The organism is Faecalibacterium sp. AF28-13AC (genome assembly GCF_003478405.1).
Taxonomy (GTDB): Bacteria; Bacillota; Clostridia; order Oscillospirales; family Ruminococcaceae; genus Faecalibacterium; species Faecalibacterium prausnitzii_E.
This window is the reverse complement of the sequence record NZ_QUFG01000002.1, coordinates 141,387-166,892: the sequence shown is the minus strand read 5'-3', so window position 1 is coordinate 166,892 and position 25,506 is coordinate 141,387. Positions and strand designations below refer to the sequence as shown.

The 25,506-nt window shown below is 57.8% G+C and carries 24 protein-coding genes; 4 read left to right on the top strand and 20 right to left on the bottom strand.

Annotated features, from left to right (window positions below):
- Position 1: 1 nt before the first annotated feature.
- From DWY95_RS03320 to DWY95_RS03260, 13 genes are all read right to left on the bottom strand, one after another.
- Complete coding sequence (locus tag DWY95_RS03320) at positions 2-745, bottom strand: ABC transporter ATP-binding protein (protein WP_118552338.1); 744 nt, start codon at positions 743-745, stop codon at positions 2-4.
- 12 nt (positions 746-757) lie between these two features.
- Positions 758-1,567 (bottom strand): ABC transporter permease, encoded by an 810-nt coding sequence (locus DWY95_RS03315; RefSeq protein WP_242960618.1) that lies wholly within the window; start codon positions 1,565-1,567, stop codon positions 758-760.
- A 6-nt stretch (positions 1,568-1,573) separates the two neighbouring features.
- Positions 1,574-2,140: a dTDP-4-dehydrorhamnose 3,5-epimerase gene (gene rfbC / locus DWY95_RS03310; protein WP_097791569.1), complete on the bottom strand. Its 567-nt coding sequence runs from the start codon at positions 2,138-2,140 to the stop codon at positions 1,574-1,576.
- A 189-nt stretch (positions 2,141-2,329) separates the two neighbouring features.
- Positions 2,330-3,643 carry a serine hydrolase gene (locus DWY95_RS03305; RefSeq protein WP_118552336.1) on the bottom strand — a complete coding sequence of 438 codons (1,314 nt, stop codon included), beginning with the start codon at positions 3,641-3,643 and terminating at the stop codon, positions 2,330-2,332.
- 76 nt (positions 3,644-3,719) lie between these two features.
- Complete coding sequence (locus DWY95_RS03300) at positions 3,720-4,307, bottom strand: dipicolinate synthase subunit B (RefSeq protein ID WP_097791567.1); 588 nt, start codon at positions 4,305-4,307, stop codon at positions 3,720-3,722.
- Entirely contained in the window at positions 4,304-5,098 is a 795-nt protein-coding gene (locus tag DWY95_RS03295) for a dipicolinate synthase subunit DpsA (protein ID WP_118552334.1), read from the bottom strand. Before DWY95_RS03295 ends, DWY95_RS03300 begins: the two co-directional genes overlap by 4 nt.
- 195 nt (positions 5,099-5,293) lie before the next feature.
- Positions 5,294-5,845, bottom strand: coding sequence for a hypothetical protein (locus DWY95_RS03290; RefSeq protein WP_118552332.1), 552 nt, complete (start codon positions 5,843-5,845; stop codon positions 5,294-5,296).
- Positions 5,846-6,122: 277 nt separating this feature from the next.
- On the bottom strand, positions 6,123-7,463 hold the full coding sequence (locus DWY95_RS03285; RefSeq protein WP_118552330.1) for a TRAP transporter large permease: 1,341 nt from the start codon (positions 7,461-7,463) through the stop codon (positions 6,123-6,125).
- A 1-nt stretch (position 7,464) separates the two neighbouring features.
- On the bottom strand, positions 7,465-7,986 hold the full coding sequence (locus tag DWY95_RS03280) for a TRAP transporter small permease (RefSeq protein ID WP_118552328.1): 522 nt from the start codon (positions 7,984-7,986) through the stop codon (positions 7,465-7,467).
- Positions 7,987-8,108: 122 nt separating this feature from the next.
- Entirely contained in the window at positions 8,109-9,203 is a 1,095-nt protein-coding gene (locus tag DWY95_RS03275) for a TRAP transporter substrate-binding protein (protein ID WP_118552326.1), read from the bottom strand.
- Positions 9,204-9,444: 241 nt separating this feature from the next.
- Positions 9,445-10,455 carry a TRAP transporter substrate-binding protein gene (locus tag DWY95_RS03270; RefSeq protein WP_243082557.1) on the bottom strand — a complete coding sequence of 337 codons (1,011 nt, stop codon included), beginning with the start codon at positions 10,453-10,455 and terminating at the stop codon, positions 9,445-9,447.
- Positions 10,452-11,285: a helix-turn-helix domain-containing protein gene (locus DWY95_RS03265; protein WP_243082554.1), complete on the bottom strand. Its 834-nt coding sequence runs from the start codon at positions 11,283-11,285 to the stop codon at positions 10,452-10,454. Before DWY95_RS03265 ends, DWY95_RS03270 begins: the two co-directional genes overlap by 4 nt.
- Complete coding sequence (locus tag DWY95_RS03260) at positions 11,257-12,789, bottom strand: sensor histidine kinase (protein ID WP_243082552.1); 1,533 nt, start codon at positions 12,787-12,789, stop codon at positions 11,257-11,259. Before DWY95_RS03260 ends, DWY95_RS03265 begins: the two co-directional genes overlap by 29 nt.
- Before the next feature lie 135 nt (positions 12,790-12,924).
- On the opposite strand from DWY95_RS03260, the gene DWY95_RS03255 reads away from it, so the two are divergent.
- Entirely contained in the window at positions 12,925-13,455 is a 531-nt protein-coding gene (locus DWY95_RS03255) for a YcxB family protein (RefSeq protein WP_118552320.1), read from the top strand.
- A gap of 320 nt (positions 13,456-13,775) precedes the next feature.
- On the opposite strand, the gene DWY95_RS03250 is transcribed toward DWY95_RS03255, so the two are convergent.
- The 7 genes from DWY95_RS03250 to DWY95_RS03220 all read right to left on the bottom strand — a co-directional run bounded on the left by DWY95_RS03250 (position 13,776) and on the right by DWY95_RS03220 (position 21,679).
- Positions 13,776-15,359, bottom strand: a complete 1,584-nt coding sequence (locus tag DWY95_RS03250; protein ID WP_243082550.1) for a C69 family dipeptidase — start codon at positions 15,357-15,359, stop codon at positions 13,776-13,778.
- A gap of 307 nt (positions 15,360-15,666) precedes the next feature.
- Positions 15,667-16,092 (bottom strand): hypothetical protein, encoded by a 426-nt coding sequence (locus DWY95_RS03245; RefSeq protein ID WP_118552318.1) that lies wholly within the window; start codon positions 16,090-16,092, stop codon positions 15,667-15,669.
- 23 nt (positions 16,093-16,115) lie between these two features.
- On the bottom strand, positions 16,116-17,078 hold the full coding sequence (locus DWY95_RS03240; protein ID WP_118552316.1) for a translation initiation factor 2: 963 nt from the start codon (positions 17,076-17,078) through the stop codon (positions 16,116-16,118).
- A gap of 14 nt (positions 17,079-17,092) precedes the next feature.
- The gene (locus DWY95_RS03235) at positions 17,093-17,530 is read right to left on the bottom strand and encodes a DUF4869 domain-containing protein (RefSeq protein WP_118552314.1); all 438 of its coding nucleotides are present in this window, start codon (positions 17,528-17,530) and stop codon (positions 17,093-17,095) included.
- A gap of 284 nt (positions 17,531-17,814) precedes the next feature.
- Positions 17,815-19,221: an MATE family efflux transporter gene (locus tag DWY95_RS03230; RefSeq protein WP_118552312.1), complete on the bottom strand. Its 1,407-nt coding sequence runs from the start codon at positions 19,219-19,221 to the stop codon at positions 17,815-17,817.
- Between the two features lie 111 nt (positions 19,222-19,332).
- Positions 19,333-20,307, bottom strand: coding sequence for a mannonate dehydratase (locus DWY95_RS03225; protein ID WP_118552310.1), 975 nt, complete (start codon positions 20,305-20,307; stop codon positions 19,333-19,335).
- A 76-nt stretch (positions 20,308-20,383) separates the two neighbouring features.
- Positions 20,384-21,679 carry an SLC13 family permease gene (locus tag DWY95_RS03220; protein WP_118552308.1) on the bottom strand — a complete coding sequence of 432 codons (1,296 nt, stop codon included), beginning with the start codon at positions 21,677-21,679 and terminating at the stop codon, positions 20,384-20,386.
- Between the two features lie 659 nt (positions 21,680-22,338).
- Between DWY95_RS03220 and DWY95_RS03215 the strand changes: the two genes are divergently transcribed.
- Genes DWY95_RS03215 through DWY95_RS03205 form a run of 3 tightly spaced genes read left to right on the top strand, consistent with a single transcriptional unit; the run spans position 22,339 to position 25,416 of the window.
- A complete protein-coding gene (locus tag DWY95_RS03215) occupies positions 22,339-23,625 on the top strand; it encodes an SLC13 family permease (RefSeq protein WP_118552306.1) in 1,287 nt (428 codons plus the stop codon).
- Positions 23,626-23,657: 32 nt separating this feature from the next.
- Entirely contained in the window at positions 23,658-24,533 is an 876-nt protein-coding gene (locus DWY95_RS03210; protein WP_118552304.1) for an MBL fold metallo-hydrolase, read from the top strand.
- 22 nt (positions 24,534-24,555) lie between these two features.
- The gene (locus DWY95_RS03205) at positions 24,556-25,416 is read left to right on the top strand and encodes an MBL fold metallo-hydrolase (protein ID WP_158577513.1); all 861 of its coding nucleotides are present in this window, start codon (positions 24,556-24,558) and stop codon (positions 25,414-25,416) included.
- The last annotated feature ends 90 nt before the right edge of the window (positions 25,417-25,506 follow it).

Below are 25,506 nucleotides of genomic sequence, written 5' to 3'. Positions count from 1 at the left end.
CTTATGCCTCGCCGCGCTGCGTTGCCTTGTAGGCGTTGCAGACCGTCTCGGTGTCGCCGTTCATCTTCAGGCGGCCATGGCTCAGCCAGGCGACCTTCGAGCACATCCGCTCGATCTGCTCGATGGAGTGGGACACCAGAATGACCGTGGTGCCGCCCGCCATCAGCTCCTGCATCCGCTTCTCGCACTTCTGCTGGAAGAGGAAGTCGCCCACCGACAGCACCTCATCGGCGATGAGGATGTCGGGCTTGGTGATGGTGGCGATGGCAAAACCGATGCGGGCCACCATGCCGGAGGAGTAGTTCTTGAGCGGGACGTCCAGAAAGTTCTGCAACTCACTGAACTCCACGATCTCGTCGAATTTCTCGTCGAGGTACTTGGGCGAGAAGCCCAGCACCGTGCCGTTGAGGTAGATGTTTTCGCGGGCGGTCAGGTCCATGTCAAAGCCCGCGCCCAGCTCGATGAGGGGCGCAATGCTGCCGTTGACGGTCACTTTGCCTTTGGTGGGCTTGTACACGCCCGCAATGGTCTTGAGCAGGGTGGACTTGCCCGAACCGTTCAGGCCCACCAGACCGTAAAAATCGCCGGGCATGATGTCGAGGCTCACGTCCCGCAGGGCGTAGAACTCATCGTATTGCAGCCGCCCCTGCACCATGGCCAGCAGATATTCCTTCAGACTCTCGTGCTTTTCGGTGGAGAGGTTGAAGCACATGGAAACATTGTCCACTTTGATGATCGGTTCCATTTTCTCCCCTCCTTAAATGTGCAGCACAAAGCGGTCCTGCGTTTTGCGGAACATCCAGACGCCCACCACCATGGACAGCACAGCACACAGGCCGCAGACGGCGAACATGTTGAAATCCAGCGAGATGCCCCACATCAACGTGCGGCGGAAGCCCGTGATATACCAGTACATCGGGTTCAGCTTGATGATCTGCTGCATGTTGAAGCCGCCGATGGAGAAGGTCATCTGGGTGGGGTCGTAGAAGATGGCGGAGAAATAGAGCAGCGCCGTGATGAAGACGCTCCAGATGTGCATGATGTCGCGGAAGAACACCGTAGCCGCTGCCAGAAAAAGCCCCACACCCAGACTGAAGAAGAAGAGGGTCACCAGCGGATAGACGGCCTCGATGAGGGTCAGGTGGAACGGTGCCCCGGTGAAGATCATCACCAGCAGCAGCGCCACGAAGCTGAACACGCAGTTCACCATGGCAAAGCAGCACTTTTCCAGCGGGAAGATATACTTTGGGATATACACCTTTTTGAGCAGCGGGGCCGCACTGAGCACACTGGACATGCTGGACGAGGTGGCCTCGTTGAAGAAGTTGAAGAGCAGCTGGCCGCACATCAGGAAGACCGGGAAGTTGTCGATGCCGCTGCCCCGCATATCCATCAGGCTGCTGAACACGGCCCAATACACCAGACACATCAGCAGCGGGTTCAGCACGCTCCACAGCACGCCCAGCACACTGCGGCGGTATTTGAGCTTGAAGTCACGGCTGACGAGGTTCCACAGCAGATAGCGGTACCGCCAGAAGCCGTTGAGCATTCCTTTCCATTTTGCCACAGGCGATCACCACTTTTCAAAGAACTCGAACTTCTGGGAAGCAAAGGATTCATGCAGCTTGTCCTTGGCGCTGGTCTTGTGCTCGCAGCCGCAGTCCGGCCACTGCACATTGACGGTGGGGTCGTCGTAGGGGATGCCGCCCTCGCTGGTGGGGTCGTAGACATCGGTGCACTTGTAGCAGAACTCTGCCACGTCGCTCAGCACCAGGAAGCCGTGTGCGAAGCCCTCCGGGATATAGAACATCTTCTTGTTCTCCTCGCTCAGGGTCACACCCACCCACTTGCCGAAGGTGGCGCTGTGGGGGCGGCAGTCCACGGCGACGTCATACACTTCGCCCTTCGTCACGCGCACCAGCTTACCCTGGGTGTGGTTCTTCTGGAAATGCAGGCCGCGCAGCACACCGCGGGTGGAGCGGCTCTGGTTGTCCTGCACGAACTCCTTGTCGATGCCGGCTGCCGCGAACTGGTCCTTCTGATAGGTCTCCATGAAATAGCCGCGGTCATCGCCGAACACCTGCGGCTCAATGACGACGACACCGGGGATCTCGGTCTGCGTAAATGTGAACTTGCCCATAATTGTTACCTCTCTGTTTTTTTTGAAAAATATCGTTTTTGTTTTATTTGGAAAAGCCTTGGCGGCTTTTGCGCATAAATGAAAGGGTTCCATTTTGCTTTACCGGTTTCCGGGAAGCGCGCCTTCGTACAACCTCTCCGTCACCTGCGGTGACACCTCTCCTGGTAGGAGAGGCCTTGGCATGAGCATTCAGTGCTTACTTCCTGGCTTTCGCTTTTTCTTTTTTGCCTGCAAGCGGATGACTGCAAACACCACCACGGCGGCCAGCACGGTGCTGCCCAGCGAGATGGCGATGAGCCCGCCTGCGGTCTTTTTAAGGCTGCGGGAGGCCGGGAGCGAAACATCTGCGTTGGCCGCCACGACCTCTTCCAGCCCTTCGATCTTCGCCTTGACACGGACACTGGCCGACTCCTGCAATCCACTGCCCTGAATGGTATACACCGCATACGCCTCCGGGTCAACCCCCAAAATGTAGCGTTCGGGCAATTCCAGACTCACCGAGACGTTTTCGGCGGTCAGGCCATTGGCCAGCAGCAGCCGGACGCCGGGGTCGCTGACGGTCACGGTGCCCATGGCATCGCCGCCGCCCACGACCTCCAGCTGCGCCGTCACGCCCTGCGCCGGGATCTCGGTGTAGCCGGTGAAGGTGGAAAACGCATGGTCCAGCAGGGTGCGGACATCGTTGTATTTATCGGTCTTCATGTTGCTCTGCATGGTCACGCAGATGAGCCGGACGCCGTTCTGCTCGGCCAGACAGACGTAGCTGTACCGGGCGATGTTGGTGTAGCCGATCTTTGAACCCAGGATGGCCGGGATATAGAACCGGCTGGACGCCACCCGCATTTTATCCTGCTGGTGGAAGTACCGGGTCACCGGCTGGACGTTGGTGGGGGCCATGGTGTACATCTCGTTCCGGGTGAAGAGGGTCTCGAACCCCGGCTGGGTCAGCGCCCAGCGCAGGATCTGCGCCATGTCGTAGCAGCTGGTGTAGTGGTCTTCATCGCTGATGCCGTGCGGGTTGGCGAAATGGGTGTGCTGCAAACCCAGCTCCTTCACCTGTGCGTTCATCGCGGCCACGCCGTCGGCGATGGTGCCGCCGCCAAAGTATTCGGCCAGCAGGTTCGCACCGTCGTTGGCGCTGGCCATCATCGTGGCATAGAGGGCATCCGTCAGCGGGACCGCTTCCCCCTCCTGCAGGGCAATGTGGCTGGAATCCGTGCCCGCCAGCGAGTAGACATCCTCGTGGCTGACGGTCAGCTTGACGTCCTCCCATTGGCCCTGCGCCTTTTCACAGGCAAGGCCCAGCGTCATCACCTTGGTGATGGACGCCGGGTGCAGTTCTTCGTCCATATTCTGCTGTTCCAGCACCAGACCGGTGTCCGCATCGATAATGCAGTAGGCTTCGGTGGTGGTCAGTGCCGGGGCAGCGGCCGCCGCGCCGGGCACAAAGGCCGTCAGCAGGCAGAGCAGCACCGCACACAGCACGGCGATCTGTTTTTTCATCTGGTATACTCCATCGTCAATTTGATCTTGTTTAGTATACCACACTTTTTCCCCGCTGAAAAGAGAAATGCAACGCTCAGAACATCCGCAGCATCGGCTGGAGCTGCCGCCCCTGCAGCGCCGCTTCCAGCGCGGCGGGCAGCAGCGAAAGATCGGCCTTCAGGCTCTGCGGCTTTTCCACCGGGTCATCCTGCCCGTAGGGCACGAAGTAATAGTGCTTGCGCTGGCGCAGCCGGGCGATGTTCTCCCCCGATGCGCCCAGGCCGTCGTTGGTGGAGACGGCCACCACCACCGGGCACCCCACCCGCAGCAGGCTTTTTGCCGCCAGCGTGACCGGCGTGTCGGACAGGCCCGCCGCCAGCCGGGCCAGCGTGGTGCCGGTGCAGGGCGCGATGACCAGCGCCTCGGCCAGACGCTTCGGCCCCAGCGGTTCCACCGCCTGCAGGCTGTCCAGCACCGGATGCCCGGTCAGCTGCTCCAGCCGCTCTTTCCATTCCGACGCCCGCCCAAAGCGGGTGTCCAGCCGGGACGCTGCAAAGCTCATGACCGGCAGCAGCTCCCAGCCCTGCCGCACCAGCTGCTCTGCCTGCGCGGCTGCCGCGCCCAGCGTACAGAAGCTCCCGCAGACCGCAAATGCGGCTCTGCCCCGATGTTGCGTGTTCATGCACTCCCCTCCCGTTCCCGCAGGATCTCACAGACCGTCTGCGCCACAAATTCGCCCGCCGTCTCCGGTGCGCAGACCGCTGGCAGACTCAGCGCATGGAGCGCCGTCAGCCCCAGCCGCCGGGCGGCCGCAAAATCGGTGCCGCCGGGGCGGGATGCCAGGTCCACGATGAGGCTTCCCGGCCGCAGCGCCGCCAGCACCGGCTCGGTGAGCACCACCGCCGGGATGGTGTTCACCACCGTATCAAACGCCGGGGCCACCCCGGCCAGTGCCGCCAGCGGGACGCTGCGCAGCCCCAGACTTTCGGCCAGCGCCCGCTGCGCCGGGCGGCGGGCCGCAATGGTCACGTCAGCCCCCAGCGCCGCCAGACGCGGCCCCAGCGCCTGCCCCACCGGTCCGAAGCCAGTCACCAGCACCCCGCTGCCCCAGAGCGTCCGCTTCCGCTGACGGAGCAGGATGGCGAGGCAGCCCTCTGCCGTCGGGATGGCATTCCAGATGGTCAGCTCCTCCCGCGCAAAGTAATCCACCAGCTCGACCCCGGCCTCCTGCGCGATCTGCTTTGCCTGCGCCGAGAGCCTGCCGCCCAGCGCCAGTGCCCCCGGCTTTGCCGCCCGCAGCAGCTCCGCCAGCGGTGTGCGGGTCTCATCCAGCGGCAGCGGCAGCAAAATATAATCCGCAAGGGCCACCTGTTCTGCCCCGCAGACGGCGTATCCTGCCCGCGCCAGCGCCCGGCCCGCTGCCGCCTGCCGCGCGTCGCCGCCGATCACTGCAACCTGCTTTCGTCCTTCCATGCCCGGCTCCTCCTCCCCAAGGTCTGTGTCAGCCTATGCCGGGCCGGGCAGCGATGTGACTGCAAACGCAAAAGGCCCCGGAGCGAGGCCGCATGGCTCGCTCCGGGGCAGGAGTGTGATTCAATGATTCGTTTGGTGCAGTTCAGGGTGTTTCAATCTTATTGCAATGCCCAAGTTAAAAGGTATCGTTCGAAGTTATGCGATCTTCTGGGTGGGGACCTTCATGACAACGATGGTATAAACGCTGCCGCCAACCGTTGCATCTGCAAAGCCAACGCCAACCACGGCATCCTTCACTTCACGGCCCACCTGTGCGGTGATGTCAAAATGGCTTGTTGCGTTTTCATCAATAACCTGCAGGTCAACCATGTCCTTGTTGGTCTGGTAGTATTTGCTGCCGAAGGAAACGCTCTTCACATAGCTGACCTCGTAGATATTGGTATCGTCCTTGCCCACCAGGATGTTCTTCACGTCGTCAGACTTCAGCACGGTCACGATCTCAGCCTGGGTCTTTGCCTTTTCTGCGACCTTCTTTGCGATCGTCTCAGCCTTTGCATCCATTTCCTTGTCGGCCTTGAACTCCTTATAGTTCTTAAAACTCGGATCGACCATCGAAGTGTAAGTCAATTGGTCGTTCATCTGCTTGATGAGTTCTTTCCCATTCAGAGAAGAACCGCAGCCGGTCAGAACTGCCAGTGCCATAACGCCAGCGAGCGCAATAGCCATGAGCTTTTTGAACATTTTCATAATCGTATCCTCCAAAATAGTTTCGCACTGCACCCATCCGAGTGATGGTCTTTCCATACACCCGATTTGTTGGCCTTATATTACCATTTTGTCACAATTTATTCAATAGGTTATTTTATTTTTGTATCATATCACAATTTCGGGGCCGCAAAATTGGAGATTCCGGCAAAAAAATCGCCAAACAAAGAGCCATCCCCACGGCGCAGGAATCGCACCGTGAGAATGGCTCTTGCAGATAGGTTATCGTTTCAGGAGAAGAAACTTGCTCACACGCACATCAGTGGATGAACACCGGGCCAAGGGGATTGGGGATGGGGCTGACGTAGCCGCCCAGCAGCTTGGGGATGGCCAGGCTGATGTCGGGGATAAAGGTCAGCAGCACCAGGGCGATGAACATGCACAGGTAGAACGGCAGGGTGGCCTTGACCACCTTTTCCATGGGGCGCTTTGCCACGGCAGAGCCGATGAACAGCACAGCGCCGACAGGAGGAGTCAGCAGGCCGATGCCGCAGTTCAGCACCACGATGATACCGAACTGGATGGGGTCGATGCCAATGGAGGTTGCAATGGGCAGCAGGATGGGGGTAGCGATCAGGATGATGGGGGCCATATCCATGATGCAGCCCAGAACCAGAATGATGACATCAATGAGCAGGGCGATGATGTAGGGGTTATCGGTCACGCTGGTGATGGCGTTTGCGGCCAGATCGGGCACATGCAGCATGGTCAGGCAGTTGCCGAACACCGCAGAGGTGGCGATCAGGATCAGGACGATGGACAGGGTGTTCACGCACTCGTCCAGAGCGTACCAGACGCCCTTCCAATCCAGGCCCTTGTAAATGAACACGGACACGAACAGGGAGTAGATAACGGCGATGGCTGCGGACTCTGTGGCGGTGAACACGCCGCCCACAACACCAAAGACAACGATGACAACGGCAGCCAGCGCCCAGATGGAAGTACCCAGCTGCTTGATGAAGCCCTTGATGCTGAAGGGCGAGCCCTTGGGGTAGTTTTCCTTGACGGAGATGATGTAGGAGCCGATCATCAGGACGATGGCCAGCAGAGCGCCGGGCAGGTAGCCAGCCAGGAACAGGCTGCCCACGGAGATGCCGCCGGCGGTGGTGGCATAGATGACCATGTTATGGCTCGGAGGAACCAGCAGGCCCTCGCAGGAGGAGGTGATGGTAACAGCGGTGGAGAAGTCGGCATCGTAGCCCTGATCCACCATCATGGGGATCATAATGGAGCCGATGGAAGCGGTGTCGGCGGAGGCGGAACCGGAAATGCCGCCGAAGAAGTAGGAAGCCACGATGTTGACCATGGCCATGCCGCCGCGCATCCAGCCGACGCAGGCATCCGCCAGAGCGATCAGTTTTTCAGAGATGCCGCCGGAGCCCATGAGCACGCCCATGGTGATGAAGAAGGGCACGGCCATCAGGCTGAAGGACGAAATGCCCTTGACCATCAGACGGCAAACATCCGTAAGAGCCTGGCCCTGCACCATCAGGCAGAACACACTGGAAAGGCCAACGGCGTATGCAATGGGGAACCGCAGAAAGATCATCACAAAGAAGCTGACCAGAAGGACAAGGATCGCCAGTGTCTGAACTGTCATATCAATTCTCCTCCTTTACAAACAGGCTCTTGATGTGGTTGTAGATGGACTCAAATTCGAACACGATCATGGCAACACCGGCCAGCGGCACGGGGAAGTACATCCAGAAGCGGCTCAGCCAGGGCATGGAAACGTAGAAACCACGGCCGCCCAAGGTGGTAGCGTAGTTCCAGCCCACCACCATCATAATGATGCCCAGCACCATCACGGCAGCATCGGCCAGGATGTCCAGCACCTTGACGACTGTCTTGGGCAGGTAGACATCAAAGGCGGTCATGCGGATGTGGGCACCGCGGCGGATGGCCAGCGCTGCACTCAGAACGGCCATGTAGCTCATGCAGGTCAGCACGACTTCTTCCGACCAGGCAGGGTCCGGGATGAAGGGGACGTAACGGCCAATGACCGACATGGTGGTGATGAGGATGTCCAGGATCAGCAAAATCTTGCAGATGAACAGCACCACCTTATAGGTGATGTCGTACGCCGGCTTGATCTTATCCAATGTGGTAAAGATTTTCGGCATAAGGTTTCCTCCTTTACTATAAAAGCCCGGCAGGGGCAGCAAAAGCCCGGCAGGGACAGCGGGCCGATTTCCCGTTGTCCCCGCCGGGCCATTTTATTTTTGCATGGAAAAGGCGCTTTTGCTTATGCCTTCATGTCCAGCAGCTTCTGGTACAGCTCAGCCTGATCGGAGGTGTTGTCGCTGATGACCTTGGCACATGCTTCCTGCCAGGGTGCCTTATCGGGAACATCCACCACATTGCAGCCGGAGGACTTCAACTCATCCAGAACCTTGTTCTCAGCGCTCTCAGACAGGTCTGCATTGAACTTCTGGGTGTCAGCACCGGCCTCCATGATGGCAGCCTGCTGGTTCTCGGTCAGCTTTGCCCATGCGTTATCGGTGATAACAGCCTGGATCGCGCCCAGAGTGTGACCGTCCAGGATCAGGTTGTTGGCAACTTCAGGGAAAGCGTTGGACTTGTAGTTTGCGATGGGCTGCTCAGCGCCATCGACAACGCCGGTCTGCAGTGCGCTGTACAGCTCACCGAAGGAAACAACGGTGGGGTTTGCGCCCAGACTCTCGACCATGCCGTTCATGACGGGGTCGTTGGACACGCGGAGCTTCAGGCCCTTGAAATCAGCGATGCCGGAAACAGGCTTGACAGTGAAGAAGTGGCGGAAGCCCTCCTCGCCGTAGAAGATGCCGCGAACGGGCAGGCCCAGCTCCTGGGGCTCGTTCAGGAACTCCGGTGCGAGGTCGCTGTTGGCAAAGTTCCAGAAGTGTGCGCGGTTCTCAAAGGTGAAGGGGATGCTCAGCAGCTTGGACTTGTTGCAGCCGTAGCTGGTCAGTGCGAAAGCGGAGATACGGCTCATATCAATGGAAGTGGAGCCGCCCAGGATGGCGTCCAGAACGTCGTTCTCAGAACCCAGAACACCGGAAGCCTGCACATCGATGACAACAGAGCCACCGGTCAGCTCTTCGACCTTCTCCTTGAAGTGGGTAGCGGTCTGGCCGACGATGGTATCCAGCGGGTTGACCTCGGCGTAGACCAGAGTGACCTTGGGATCGTTGGCAGCGGCGGCGGCATCGCCCGCAGCAGAAGCGGCGGTGGAAGCGGCGGTGGAACCGGCGGCAGAGGATGCAGTGGAGCTGGAAGAGCCGCCACATGCGGTCAGGGCAGCAGCTGCGGTAGCTGCACCGGCAACGGCGAGAAAGCTGCGACGAGAGATCTTTTTCATGGTAAAAACCCTCCTGAAATATATTCTTCTGTTTCCTTCCGGCAGCATCCTCCTGCACAGGTGCGGTGCTGTCGTTCATTCACTGTTCATACTTTAGCAAAATTTCTTGGTCAGAACAAGGGCTTCCAAAAAATGTCCTGTTTTTCGAAAAAATGTGAAAACAACTTCTGTGCATCCTGCACAAATAAAAATCCCAGCCTTTGGGCATACCTGCCAACGGCTGGGATTCTTCCTGATATTTTTAACTGTTCTGAATGCGGGCGATCAGCTCCGACTGGTCCGCAAACTGATCGTACAGGGGCTGGACTGCAGCGCGGAATTTCTGTTTTTCCTCACTGGAAAGCTCGGTGACTACAATGCCACGGGCCAGCATCTCCTGTTCCGCACCCTCCTCCTGCTCGGCCCAGAGGGTGCGCTCGATCAGCGCCGACTCCCGCGCGCAGCTGCGCAGGATGTCCGGAAACGTCGGGTCCAGCGCGGCCACCTTTTCCATTGCCGGGATGCTGGCCAGCTGGATCTCCGGTACGCGGGTATGCTCATCCCGCAGGAAGTAGGGCGCCACCTCGTAATGGCTCATGGCCTCATAGCTGGGCCAGTTGTTTTCCGCCCCGTCGATCTGGCCGTTGTGGAGGGCCGCGTACACCTGACTGTACACCACCTGCACCGGGTCAGCCCCCAGAGCCGAGACCATCATGCTCATGGTGTCGGATTCCTGCACACGGAGCCTCAGCCCCTGCAGCTCTGCCAGACATGTGACCTTCTGGCGGGTATAGAAGCTGCGCACACCGGCATCAAACCAGGAAAGCCCAGTCAGGTCGATCGCATCCAGCCGGGTCAGAAACTCGTCCCCGATGCTTCCGTCCAGCACACGCCACATCTGGTCGGCATCCTGATAGAGGAACGGCAGCTGCAGCACGTTCAGGGCGGGCATGTATTCTGCCAGCTGGCTCAGCGAGACACGGGCAAAGTCGATGCCGCCGAACTGGATCTGCTGGATGACGCTCATCTCCGCCCCCAGCTCTCCCTTGCTGTACACGGCCACCTTCACCCGGCCTCCGGTCTGCTCTTCCAGCAGATTTCCAAAGGCCAGAGCCGCCTGCGTGGTGGGGTAATCCTCCGGCTGGTTCTCGGTGTAGCGCAGCACCAGCTCCGGCTTGTCCGAGGCCGTTTCCTGCTTCTGGCAGGCCCCAAAGCCCAGCATGGCTCCGGCGGCCGCCGCCAGCACCTGCCGCCGGGTAAACGCCCGGCTCACAGTGCCTCCTCCTGCTGGTCTTTGGCGGCCTTGGCGGCCTGTTTCCGGTATTGAGTGGGGGTGACGCCTGTGCGCTTTTTGAAGGCACGGGCAAAGTAGCTGGCGTCCTCATAGCCTACCATGGAGGCCACCTCCGCCGAGGAGCGGAAGGGGTCGTTCAGCAGCTCCTTGGCGGCGTTGATGCGCAGCTCCGTCAGGCAGTCCAGGAAGTTCATCTTCTGGTATTTCTTGAACTGGGCCGACAGGTAGGCGGGGCTGATGTGCAGGATCTCCCCCACGCTGTCCAGCGAGATGTCAAACATATAGTTGTCTTCCAGATACCGCCGCACGTGGGCCATTACAAGGGCGGTCTGCTGGTTCTCACTTTCCGGGTGGGCGGGTGCCGGGGCCTCCGGGGCGGTGGGAGCTTCCGGCTCCGGCTGCACCGGGGCCAGCGCTTCCAGCTTCCGCTCCGTTTCGATCTGCCGGATGGCCCGGCGGATGGAGGCTTCCAGCTCGTCCGGGTCCACCGGCTTCAGCAGATAATCGCAGGCCCCCAGATGCACCGCCTCGTGGGCGTACTGGAACAGGCTGTAGGCCGTGACGAAGACGACCCGGCAGCCGGGCCGCTGGGCCAACACAGCGCGGGCAGCATCCAGACCGCTCATACCCGGCATCTCGATGTCCATCAAAATGAGGTCCGCTCCCCACAGGATGGCGGCATCCGCAGCCTTGCGGCCATTTTCGGCGGTCTCCAGCACCACCTCATGCTCAAAGCGCCGGGACACCATTTCCACAAGCGCTTCCCGCTCCAGCCGCTCGTCATCCGCAATCAACAGGCGAATCATCATCCAAGTCCTCCTCTTCTGTCAATTCCACAAGGGGCAGATACAGGCTCACCGCCGTGCCCCGCCCTGGGTGTGAGCGCACCTCGAACCGGCAGCGCTTGTCCAGCAGCCGCAGACGCGCCGCCACGTTATACACACCAATGTGCTCCCACCGGTCGCCGGGGGCCGCCAGCCCTGCCTGCAGCCGGGCCAGCTGTTCCGGTTCAATGCCCAGACCATTGTCACACACGCTGATCCGCAGCAGCCCCTGTTCCCGCAGCGGCGTAATGCGGATGCGCACTGCACCGCCCTCTTCCTTGGGGGCGATCCCATGCTTAAACGCATTTTCTACAATGGGCTGCAAAATAAACGAAGGCACCATCGTCTCGGTCAGGTCAATGGAATCCGAGATGCACCACCGCATCTTTACACGGTCACCAAAGCGGACGTGATAGATGGAGTAGTATTCATCTACGATCCGCACCTCGCGGGCCAGCGGCACCTGCTCATCGTTGCTCATCAGGCTGTACCGCAGCAGATGGCTCAGGGCCGTGATCAGCGCCTGGGTGCGGTAGGCCTTTTCCTGCCCTGCCGTCTGCAATATGACGTTCAGGGTGTTGAACAGGAAATGCGGGTCGATCTGACTGCGCAATTGCTGCATCCGGCTGCGCTCCATGCGGTTCTGCAGCTCCAGAGCCTGGGTCTCCTGCTGGTGTAGCGCCTGCTCCATCTCGTTTTTCTCCCGCAGGGTGTTCACCTGCTGGGCCATGGAGTGCTTCATGTGGTTGAAGGCGTCCGTCAGCTGGCCCACCTCGTCCTGCCGGGGCACCGGGATGTCCGGGGTCTCCAGCTCTCCCCGGATGATGGCCTGCGATGCCCCGATCATCTCCTGCACCGGGGTCAGCAGCCGCATGAGGGACCATGCCATCACCAGACCCAGCACAAGGCACAGCCCCACCACCACCGTCTGGGCCCACTTGACCCGGCTGCTGAGGGCCGACACCGTGGTGTAGGTGCTCTGTGCGTCTGAGATGGCGGTGTTCAGCAGCTGCTGGGCGTACTGCCGCAGATAGCCGCCGCAGGGCGAGACTTTTTCGTAGTAGAGCTGGGCCGCCGCAGCGTCCTGCCCGGCGGCGATCTCAGCCCGCAGCTCCTCCACAAGGGCGGTGTAGCTGTCATAGGTGGTGCAGACGGCACTGTACAGCAGGTACCGCTCCTCACTCACCGTGTCCAGGCTGCCGTTGATGCGCCACAGCCACGCATTGGTAACGGAAAAGGCACTGTCCAGCTCTGCCAGCAGCGCATCGGTGTCGCCGTACTCCCAGCGGTAGTCGTCCAACGCCGTAAGGCTGCGCTCCACCCCGTTCTGAAAGCGACTGATGGCGTTGAAGTTGCCCATCTGGTCGTCCAGCTCCCGCAGCACCGTGCCGGACTGGTAAAAGCTCAGAACGATCTGAACCGCCAGCGCGGCAAAAAATGCCGTCAGACACAGCACCATCCGCTGCTTCAGCGTACTTTGTCGATGCAAGGTTTTCCCCTCCCCGGCTTGTTTTTTGCCCCATAGATATTTTTATTCTACCACGTTTTGGGCCATTTGTGCAAGATTTCCCTTGCCTGCTGAAAAAGAATATGGTACTATGACTAAAAAAGGAGATGCTTGTCTATGTCGCAGCCCATTACGACCTCTGTCACCATGGACGCCGAATCGTTCCAGAAATTCCGTTCCTTCGACCTGTTCCACCACCAAAAGCGCTGGCAGCGGCCCCTGTTGTTCGCCGCCATCCTGCTGGGGTCCTCCGGCATCTGCCTGTCGCAGGTGGGAGTGCGGGAGGGGGCTTCCCTGCTGGCGGTAGTGCTGGCTATGGTGGCGCTGGGGCTCCCGGCAGTGTACTTTTACACCTTCTTCCGGGACCTGCGCACCACGATCCAGAAGCTGGGCCTCCCCCGGCCCTTCTACCGCCTCCGGCTGGACGATGCAGGCCTTTCCGTCTGGATGGCCGGAGAACAGGACAAGCCCCAGCCCAGCCACCAGTACCCGTGGCAGGACCTTCACGTGGCCTACCGCACCCCGGACGCCGTGTACCTTTACGTCCAGCAGACCCAAGCCTACCTTGTCAACAGCGAGGAGCGGGACGCGGTGTGGGACTGCCTGAAGACGCATCTCCCCGCCTCCCGGCTGCGGGATCTGCGGTAACGCCGCTTCCCCCCCTGCAAACAACAAGCCCCATGGAACCCGGACGGCGTACTGCCGTCCCCGGTCTCATGGGACTTTTTCTGCGCCAAAACGACAAAAAAGCAGACGGTGCTATGATATGATAAGGCTCACCGCCAAAACTGACGGTGAACCTTATTGTATGCTTGGCTTTTATAGAATTCCGGCAGTTTTGCCTTGTCATATAAAACGAATGGGCGGCGTTTGCAAGGAGCAGTCATACACAAAACGCCCCCAGCTTCCTGTCATGGAAACCGGGGGCGCTGCGGTTTTATGGGAAACGCCTCAGGCGCTGCAAAGCCTCAGTGCAGCAGAGAGCTGACCCATGCCCGGGCGGCCGTCTTGGCCTGGAGCTTATTGTACATCTTCAGGGTGGTGTTGTACACCTTCTGGCTCATGGCATTGCTGGCGTTGGTGGCGGCAGCCTGCTTGGCCTCAAGCGTGTCGGCGGCGGCAACGGCGGCCTTCATATCGGCGTAGTCGGCCATGATCTCCTGCTGGAGCGCGGCATAGCTGGCCTTGGCTGCTGCCCGATCCTTTGCGGTGACCTGATTGCCATTGCTGCCGTAGGTCAGCAGGTTGGAGAGGGCGTCACGCACGCCGTAGAAGGAGTCGGTCCAGTCGTCCGGGTAGGTGTAGTAGCGGCCCTTGGCATCCTGATACCAGACGCCCTCGGTGGGCTGCTCGTCGGAGCGGGTGACCGTGTGGACCGAGACCTTGTAGACATCTGCGGTGTCGGTGGTCAGCATCGGATAGTAAGGGACGAAGGCGTTGTACACGTCGTCGTCAAAAGCGGTCCACTCGGTAATGGCGGTGTTCAGATCGCCGGTGGCGCTCACCTGGAACAGATGCGTCTCCACATTGCCCGTCTTGCCGATGGGCTCGGTCTGAAAGAAGTGGATGGAATCCTCCACCGAGAACTTCTTGGTCAACTGGATGTTGGAGTAGACCGGAACGATGGCACCGTTCTCGCCGACGTTGCTGATAGCAAAGTCGGTCTCGCTGTAGTTGTCCTTCGTAAAGGTGTCGGTGCCGTACAGGTAGTTCAGGCCGGCTGCCATGCGGTCCGATGCGATGTCGCCGTTGTAGGAGGCATCCAGATCGATGACATTGGCAGCGGCGTCGCCCACAAAGGTACCGGCCTTCTGGGCCACGGAGATCAGGTTGGCAGAGGCCACCACATGGTCGGTGTCATCCAGATCGATCTTGCCCATAGCGGCGATGTTGGGCTGCATGAAGACCACGCTGGAGGAGAGCTTCAGGGCAAGGTAGGTGTGGCCCGTCAGGTTCTCCACGAACCAGGTCTCGTTCTGGTCGGCAATGAACACGCCGGAGCCGCCGGCTGCACCGGCGTTGTCGTAGATGGAGGTCAGCAGGGCAACACCCTCGCGGGCCGTGGAAGCTTCGCTCAGCAGCACCGTGGTGATCTCGGCTTCCTCAATGCCGTTGTCCACATAGGGGTCTACGCTCAGCACGGCGTCGGTGCCGTAGAGAGACTCGGTGGCAGAGACCATGACGCCCTTCTCGTTGGTACCGGCCTCCTCATAGGGGGTGTGCTCGTGGGTGCTGTCGCAGTCCGGGCAGACACCCAGACCGTTGTCGTCCCGGCGGGCGGTGTAGCGGTAGCTGTCGTGGGTGAAGGTGTAGGTAAAGCCGTAGCAGCCCTCGTACACCTCGCCCGCGGTGTGCTTCCCGGCGGGGCTGATGTTGAACAGCTTGTTGTAATCGTTGGTGCCCAGATCCTCGATCCGTCCAAACATGGTGGTGCCATCCTCGGTGAGGTCGCTGCCGACATAGAGTGCCGTGCAGGCGAAGGCGGAAGGAACCACGGCAAGCGTCATCGCACAGGCGATGAAAGCCGCAGCAATTTTCTTCTTCAAAGACATAATAGTATCGATCCCTCTCTTGTTGATTGTCGGCATTTCGTCGGCAGGTGTCATAATACACCCATTTTAATGAAAATGCAAGTATTTTCCCGAAATTTTAGCATATATTCATTTTTATATTGTATATATTCATACTGTGTTTTTCATCTGCCCCTCCGTGAGCGCAAAAAACCGCCCCGGCTTCCTCTTTCGGAAACCGAGGCGGTTCATTATGCTTTATTCGTGCTTTCTCAAGCCCTCACGCGATTACTTGCGGGGGTTCTTGATCGCAGCCTGGGCGGGTGCCAAAATTACAGAGCGTTGGACATCATTCTTCTCCCTCCGGGTACTGCTCAACGCTTCCTTTTGAACTGAGCAGCATCGGCTTGCGATGTTTTTTTACTTCTTCTATTTTCATCACACGGATGGCAAACATCCAATCATCGCCAAAGTCATAATGGAGCGAGAATTTTTGTCCTTCGATCAGCCCCAGTTCATCTAATGCAATATCGGTTCCTTCTGCATCATCTTCGTCAAACAGGTCATCTTCCATCGGATTGAATCGATAGCAGTCTTCGCTGTACATCTTGTTGTCCATGCAAAATTCATACAGATGCTCTGCCGTAAAACCAAATGCATTCAAAATCGCCATGCAGAGCTGATCCAGTGTATCCGTACCACAGATGGTTATCGTTCTGTATACGCTGCGCCCAAGCCCTGCCGGATAAACCTTTAATGTATACTGTATCCTCATTACGATTCCACTTTCTTTTGATTTTATTTCAATTCGACTTTCTGCATCTGTCCCAAAATCGCGTTTTTCACACCATCCCTCAGATAGGCCTCATTCAGCGTTTTCTTGGTATAATTCAGATATGTTCCCGCCGTTTTCTCCGTCAGAAGCGCCGTAAAGTAACGCTCCCAGCTAAAATATTCCTTGCTGTCGATGTAGTCAGACGGTGTCTGCAAGATCTGTGCAACCTCCGTATCTTTCAGGATTCCAGAAGAAAGCACTAACCATTCAAAAGATTCTGGCAAATAGAGTTCCAGATTCTCTCTTGTCAGCACCAACTGCAACACCCTATCCATTTCCGGGCCAAAGGCAGCGCCATCTGCAATCACCAGAATCTTTTCATCCTTATGCGCCTTCAAATAGGAAAACACATTTGACTTTCCATTTGCAGTATCACACTGCATTTGATGCTCTGCACAGACCGCGTCAAAAAACTGATAACCCGAATTGCTGTCTTCCGTCAGGATCTTCTCCGGCTTAATATTCTCAGTCGTACTATCCGGGTAGATTCGATAGAACGAATGATAGCTCTGTTTCAGTGCCCCATACTTTCCAGAGGTCCGGATTCCGTACACCTCTTCCACACTGTATGGCAAGGCAGACAAACCCTCTCTGGTCACGATGACGTAATAGTTGTCGGTCTGCTGAATCGCACGTGCAAAATCTTTGGTCTTGACAAACTCATTTCCTTCGTCGATAAAAACAATGCTGTCCTGAATATTGTCAAGTTGTCCCTTCCAAAGGCGTCCTTCTACCACATAGCAACCTTTATCACAATTCAGAGTGACCGGCCCACTCTCTCCATCGTTCATATGGGTGCGAATCATATCCACAAGGGTCGTTTTTCCCGTTGCACTATCCCCGCGAATAATGGTCAGGTTGCGTCGCAGTTCAAATTCATATTTCAGGTACTTTGTGCCAACGACCACTTTATGAATGCCTTTCATTTCTGTCAGCCCCTTTACACAAACTCACCTGCGGCCAAAATCAGCTCTTCCATACTGTGAACGATTTGATTCGTATTCAGCACTTTTATTGTAAACGGCTTTTTGCCAAAATCCATCAGGTGACACAAATTCACCGTGCGATTCTCCTGCTCTGCAATTTTGAGCAGCCACTTTGCACAGTTGTCACCACAAGTCGATACATTGAACACTTTCTCTGGCTCAAACTTTACCAAAATCAGTGTCTTTACGCCACCAGATAAACCAATCGGTGGAATTTTACCAAAAACCGGGCTGTCAATTACACCACTGTCGATAACGGTAGACTTATCCACATCCTGAATCATTTCCTTGACCATCGGATCAACGATCCAGTCTTCTTCGTAATCGTATTTGAAATAAGAAGCCGTATTGTACACCGCTTCCTTCATATCACCGTAAAAAATGTTCAGCATAGTATCACCTCATTGATGTGCGTACTTCTGCTATCATTGTACCCTCTTTCCGCTTACAAAACAAGATGCAAAAAGCCCTCCGGCTTCCTATCACAGAAACCGGGGGGCTTTGCGCTTTATTGGTGCTCTCTCAAGCCCTCACGCAATTTGATATGCTACCCCTAGAGTAGACAGAGTAAAAACAAAACTCTGAATACTCTGGGGGTAGCATATCATTCCGGCGCAGGGGGCGGCTTTTGACATCCGACTCAGGCAAAGGAGAAAGCGGGCCGTGGCATTCCGGCTCAGTCGGTCACTTTTTCCGGCTCTTCTTCCGCGATGCCGTCGGCGGTGTGGATCCACTTTCCGCTCTTGAGGCGGCTGATGCACCACACCGACTTGATCACATAATCCACGCGCAGGGCGAGGATGGTCAGCCAAGCAGGCCAGCCCAGCAGCAGGCCGCCCACGCCGCCCAGCGGGATGGACACCAGCCACATGAACAGGATGTCGGCCTTCATCAGGAACTTGGTATCGCCGCCGCCGCGCAGGACGCCTTTGGTCATGACGGACTGGATGCACTGGAAGAAGACGATCACCGCGTAGGCACCCATCATCTCTTCGGTCATGAGGATGGTCTCGTCGTTCAGGGTGTACATGGCGATGGTCAGCGGGCCGCAGGCCAGCACCATCACGGCGGCGATCAGGCCGAAGAAGATGCTCAGTACATAGAACGTATACCCCTGCTGCATGGCCTTCTCGCGGGAGCCTTCGCCCAGCGTATGGCCGGTAACGATGCTGGACGCGTTGGAGATGCCTTGGATCACCACGGTGAACAGGCGGTCGATGACCTGACAGATGGCGTTTGCGGCCACCACCGCGGCACCCATGTGGCCGAGGATGATGCTGACGATGTTGCCGCCCAGACCCAGCAGGCCGTCACTGACCAGCACCGGCAGGCCGAGGCGGAGATAGTTGGAGAAGAACTCCTCGCCGGGCATGTGCAGCAGGTGTTTGATCCGCAGACCCAGCTCCTTGTCCTTGAAGAGGATGTAACCGAAGGTGGCGAGGAACTCCGACGTGCGGGCCAGCAGGGTGCCCAGTGCGGCACCGGCGATTTCCATCCGGGGAGCACCGAATTTGCCGAAGATGAAGGCATAGTTGGCGATCAGGTTGACCACGAAGGACACGCAACTGACGATCAGGCCAAGCTGCGCCTGCCCGACTGAGCGCATCAACTGGGCAGCCACAAGGCTGGTGCCGTGGATGATAAAGACAAAGGTCGTGATCCGCAGGTACCGCACGCCCTGTTCCACGACATGAGCCTCTGAGGTATAGATGCTCATGATCTGGGCGGGGAAGCACCATGTCAGAACGGCAAAGACGGAGGCCAGCGTAAGCGCCATCCGCAGCGCCATATTGAAGGTCTGACGTACCTTCTCCACCTCACGGGCACCCCAGTACTGCGCGGCAAGCACGCTGCTGCCGCCGATGATGCCCATGCAGAAGATGGTAAAGAAATTATAATACTGGTTTGCCAGACTGGATGACGAGATCTGCACTTCGCCGAACTGCCCCAGCATGATGGTGTCCAGCATGTTGACGCCCATATTGATGGCTTGCTGCAGCGCCACCGGCAGCATGATGCTGAGCACCCGTTTATAGAATTTTTTGTCGGTCACCAGCTTGAACCTTTGTTTCTGCGCGGCCACCTGCGATTCCTCCTTCACGTTTCCCAAAGCTGTTTTGTATCGAACTAAATGGATGAAAAAGGACAGCAGCTCCGGAAAGCTGCCGACCTTTTTTCACTGATTTTACGCAGCTCAGCGCTTGCCAAGCTCTTTTTCGGCGGCATAGATCAGACCCTTCATGAAACCGGTGGGGTAGCAGAAGGAACCGGGCATCCCGCCAAAGCCCTCAATGGGTTTGAAACCGTGGTCGATGGAGATAACGGCGTTGCAGTCACAGGCCACCAACTGCTTCATGATGGCGTACATATCGGCGTAGCCGTCCTCGGCCAGCACTTCCTCAAACACCGGCAGGGGGCTGTCCACATTGCGGAAGTGGACACAGAGGATCCGGTCGTCGTCGCACAGCTCCTTGATGTCCGACATCAGGTCGCCGAAGTCGCTGCCGCCTTCCAGCCAGCAGCCCACGCAGAGCTTGATGCCCAGCGCCTTGCTGCCGCCTGCTGCCTTGAAGGCCTTGCGGTAGCACTCCATATTATAGATCAGGCTGGGGATGCCTGCCATGCAGGCCAGCGGCGGGTCGTTGGGGTGCAGCGCCATCCGGACACCGGTCTCCTCGGCCACGGGGACGACCTTTTCCATGAAGTAGGCGAAGTTTTCCCAGATCTCCTCCTCCGTGTAGGCTCGGCTTTCGGCGTTGGGGCGGGCAAGGATCTCGGCTTGGTCGCAGAACGCGCTGTTGCCGCCGCGTGTGTGCTGGCCGACCCGGTGGTCGGTGCGCAGGATGCCGTTGGGCTGCCATGCAATGGAGGTGAAGGGGATCTTCTCCTCGCCCAGCACCCGGAGCATGTTGTTGAACCGCTCGATCTGGAAATCGCGGTCGGGCAGGTTGAGGTGGATGCTCTTATTTTTCTGCAGCTCATTGCAGGCCGCATCCGAAATGGTCATGCCGAAGCGGGCCAGCTTTTCCTTTTGCTGCTGCAGGACTTCCCGGTTGATCTCATCGGGCTTGAGCATCAGGCTGACGTTTTCCACGCCCATCTGACGGATGAAGGAGAGCGTGGCATCGCTCTCGCTGGTGCGGACGGGGATCTGGGGACGCAAAGACATAAAATCGACCTCTTTTCGTTCGGTTCTTTTTCAGAAAAGCCGCCCGACGGCTCTGGCCGCCGGGCGGTTCGTGTGATCAGCCGTAAATGGGGCAGAAGAAGTTTGCACTGAGCACGATACTGATGACGGCCAGCACGATGAAGGGCAGCGTGAACTTGAAGGTCTCGCTGAGCTTATAGCCGGTCGAGGCATAGGCGATGCCGCAGGCAGGCGAGCCGGAGGGGAATGCGATGGCGATGCCAGAGCAGAAGGAAACGATCAGCACCAGACCGCGGGGATCCCAACCGGCTGCAATGGCAACGGAAGCTGCCACGGGGATCAGGACATTGGAGGTCGCGGAGTTGGACATGAAGGTGGTCATCACGACCGTGACGACTGCGAACACGAACATGACGAACAGGCCGCTGGGGTTGCCGCCCAGAATCTTCAGGATGGTGTTGCCGATGACGTCACCGGCACCGGATTTGCCCAGAGCGTCGGCAATGACCAGAACACCAGCGATCATCCAGACGGCGTCGATGGTGATGGCGTTGATGGTCTCCTTCACGGACATGCAGCCGGAGAAGGTGATGATGAGCAGGCAGGTGACGGGGATCAGGTACATATAATCACCCAGCTGCTTGCTGAAGAACAGGGAGATCATGACAACGAGGAACAGGCCGAGGATCAGGTTCTCCTGCCATTTGGGCAGCGGGGTCTTTTCCTTCTTCTTGCCGCCCTTGCCTTCCAGCTTGGAGGAGTCGAACTTCTTGTTGGGCAGCCACTTCCAAGCGAAGAGGCAGTAGACCGTCAGGATGATGCAGGGCAGGATCATGACCTTGAAGCGGGTCATCAGGTCCAGCAGCATGCCCTCAGATCCTTCGGGCAGCATGCCTTCGTAACGGGCATTCAGGTTCAGGTGGCTGGCAGCGCCCATGCCGATGGGCAGCTTGGAACCCCAGATGGCGATCATGGCCAGCAGAGGGATGGTCATACGGGTGGGGGTGACTTCGCCGGAATCGCCCAGACCGACAAGGAACATCAGCATGACGACCATGTTGGCGGTGGTGGGCATGAAGCAGGCCAGACCGATGACCACGACGTACAGGCCGATGACCAGCGCCATGCCGCTCTTGCCCTTCAGGCGGAGCATCTGAGCCTGAATCTTATCCACAACGCTGGTCTTCTGGAATGCAGAGACCATGCCGAACATACCGACCAGCAGGATCAGGGTCTTGTTGCAGAAGCCTGCAAAGGCTTCCGGGATGGTGAATACCCCGGTCAGGGCCAGCAGGACGCAGCAGGTCATGGTGGTCAGGCCGAATGGCCACTTGTTCAGGAGGAAGCCGACAATCATGAACGCCATGATCGCAAGCACAATATAAAGTTCCATACGAAACGGCTCCTTTTCTTTTACTTACTTCTTTTACCTTTACCCTGTCCGTGTTCCGCACTGACCGGCCAGAGCTGTCTCCGAAAATGTTTTCTGTGTGCACACATGCCATTTCCATATCGCTATGCTACAACTTTTCCCCTTCTTCGACAATCGGGAAATCTGCTAAAAACTTAACAAAAATTTATCCGCATCCCACAAACGTTCGGTTTTCTGAACGATTCGGCGCAGAATGTGAACTTCTGCGTTTCAAAAAATTTCATATAGGCGGAGGAGCTGAAACCGGAAGCTCCCGGAGGTTTTACAAAAAGATTCCGAAGCTTTTACAAAGGAGGCAGGTTTGAGAGGGTGGATCCCCCCGGTGCAAGCCCGAATTTTCCCCGTGCCACTTGTATTCCATAAAATTGAAACGAAATGAATCAAAAAATGAACCACAAAATTCACATTTTGCAATTTTGTGGCGTCCGTCAAAAATTGAGAGTCAAAATCGGTCGAAAAGCGAATTGCTGTATGCAAAACTTTTGGCTAGAATGAGCAAAAAGGCTGCTGTGAGTGTAAGGTCCAGCTCTGTGCGAGTTGCCGGACGGTGGCGCCCCGTCCGGCAAGAGTGCTTACACTCCGGCCCTTGGTCGTAAAAAACAAAAGGAGGCAATTCACTTATGACATCCCAGTTGATTATCACGTTGGCGATCCTCGCCTTCATGATCGTAATGTTCGTGTGGCAGAAGTTCCCCATGGGCGTTACCACAATGACCTGCTGCGCACTGCTGGCAGCGTTCGGTATCCTCTCCCCCTCGGAAGCGTTCGGCGGCTTCACCAACAACAGTATCATTCTGGTCGCTCCCATGATGGCGCTGAGTTCTGCCATCACCAAGACCAGCATCGTTCCCTATATCCGTAATAAGGTCAACAGCCTGAGCGGCAAAAAGGGCATCGTCCTGATCCTGTTCTTCTATCTGATCGTCATCGCATTCGTCCAGTTCATCCCCGCAACCGCAACCTTCTCCATCATGATCGTCTTCCTCGCATCCCTGAGCAACGACGGCGAAGTCACCCCCACCCGTCTGCTTATGCCGATGCTGGGCATCAGCTGTGCATGGAAGGGCTTCTTGCCCATTGGTATGGGTGCCACCAGCTTTGCGACCATCAACGCCATCTACGGCACCATCATCACCGATGAAGGCTACTGGCTCGGCATGTTCGACAAGTTCAGGGTCTCCATCCTGCCCGTTGTCTGCCTGACCATTTACTGCTTGGTCGCATGGAAGCTCCTGCCCAAGCGCGGCACCGTCAACGCAGCAGAGGCAAAAGAGGTCAAGGAGACCAAGACCCTTCCCAAGGCACAGGAAACTCTGGTTTACGTCGTCTTCATCGCTGTCATGGCTGTCCTCGTCCTGAACAAGTGGACCGGCAAGCTGATGTATGTTGCTCCCGCTCTGGGCGTTCTGGTCCTGATCTACGGCAAGGCTCTGAGCGTTCCCGAAGTGACCAAGGCTCTGACTGCGGACATGATTTTCCTGATGGCCGGCGTTCTGGGCGTGGCAGCTGCCATGACCAAGTCTGGCGCAGGCGACCTGATCGGCAACGCGATCCTCGGCGTTCTGGGCGGCCATCCTTCTTCTCTGGCTGTCATGTTCCTGTTCAGCACCGTCTGCATCATCATGACCACCCTGATGTCCAACTCCGCAACGTCCAACATCCTGTACACCGTCGGTGCTACGGTTTGTCTGGCAGGCGGCTGGGATCCCCGCGGCATCATGCTGATCGTTGCCATCGCAAACGTCATCTCTCTGGGCTTCCCCTCCGGTGCAGCCGAGACCGCTCTGATCTACGCAGCAGGCAACTACAAGCTGTCTCAGGTGGCAAAGTTCACCGTTCCGTACATTCTGATCGCGATCGTGACCATTTCGCTTTCGGCCAACTTCTTCTTCCCGATCTACGGGTGATGTGATATAGTTGTTCTAGGGAGGTTCGTTTTATGGAAAAGAAATTCTTCTATGCTTCGACGGCCGGACGCCTCGGCATGAGCAAAGAGGCAATGGCGACTCACTGGGAGCACGCCATCCCGGTTTACCGCAATGCACCCCACGTCTGGAACGTAGGCGGTCAGGACAACGTCGCATCCTTCCTGATCGACACCGGTGCCGGCCTGATCCTGATCGATACCGGTCTGTGCCCGGAGACGCTGTATCTGCTGATCGACCGCATCTGGCGTTCCGGCCATGACCCCAAGAACATCAAGAAGATCTTCCTGACCCACTGGCACGGCGATCATTCCAGCTGCGCACGCTACCTGCACGAGATGACCGGTGCCGAGATCTGGCTGTCCAAGGAGGACGAGGTCGAGCATCAGCGCTCCCTGCACGATGAGGAGTTCCGGAAGCACATCCCGCCGATGGAGATCCCCGATTACACCGTCACCAATTTCTATGACGACGACAAGCCCATCGTCATGGGCAATATGATCATCCGCACCAAGCTGTGCCCCGGCCACACGCCGGGCGTGACCAGCTTCTTCTTCGAGGATACCGACGAGAAGACCGGCAAGACCTACCGCTGCGCGTTGCACGGCGGTCTGGGCGTCAACCCCATGATGCGCCCGCAGAACCTGCAGGAGCTGGGCTACCCCGTCGAGATGGCACACCGCTTCATCAAGGACTGCTACGAGCTGGCCAAGATGCCCGTGGACATTGCGCTGTCCAGCCATCTGAATCAGGCCAACATCCTGCCCAACATCCCCAAGGACCCGGACGATTACACCGTCTTCGTGGCCGATTACGCATGGGCCGATGTCCTGATCAACCGCGCCGATGCCACCAAGGAGTTCTACCCCGAAGTGTACGGCAACAAGTAACCGGAAAGAGGGAGCGCAAACCATGGAAAAGAAATTTCATTACGCCTCGACCGAAGGGCGTCTGGGCATGAGCAAGGAGGCACTGGCCACCCATTGGGAGCATGCCATCCCGGTCTACCGCAATGCGCCCCACGTCTGGAACGTGGGCGGGCAGGACAACGTCGCGTCCTTCCTGCTGGATACCGGCGAGGGCTTGATCCTGATCGATACCGGCCTGTGCCCGGAGACGCTGTACCTGCTGATCGACCGCATCTGGCGTTCCGGCCACGACCCCAAGGACATCAAGAAGATCTTCCTGACCCACTGGCACGGGGATCACTCCTGCTGCGCACGGGTCCTGCACGAGATGACCGGTGCCGAGATCTGGCTGTCCAAGGAGGATGAGGCCGAGCATCAGAAGCACGCGGAGGACACCTTCCCTGCGTATGTCACCCCCTACACGGTCACGAATTTCTACGATATGGAGCACCCCCTGACCATGGGCCGCTTCACCATCACCTTCCGCCTGTGCCCCGGCCATACGCCGGGCGTGACCAGCTTCTTCTTTGAGGATACCGACGAGAAGACCGGCAAGACCTACCGCTGCGCCCTGCACGGCGGCCTCGGTGTCGGACAGATGAGCAAGGAAGGCGTCATCAAGACCGGCACGGACCCGGAGCTGCCCCACCGCTTCATCAAGGATTGCTATGAGCTGGCCAAGATGCCGGTGGATATCGCACTGGCAAGCCACCTGAACCAGAACAACATCCTGCCCAACATCCCCAAGGACCCGGACGATTACACCGTCTTCGTAGCCGATTACGCATGGGCCGATGTCCTGATCAACCGCGCTGAAGCCGTCAAGAAATTCTATCCCGAAATCTACGGTACTTCCGGACAATAACCGGCTCCGTATCACCAAGGCGCAAGTCGGTAAAGCGGCTTGCGCTTTTGGTGCTGAAAAGACCATGTATCAAAGGAGAAAAAACAGACC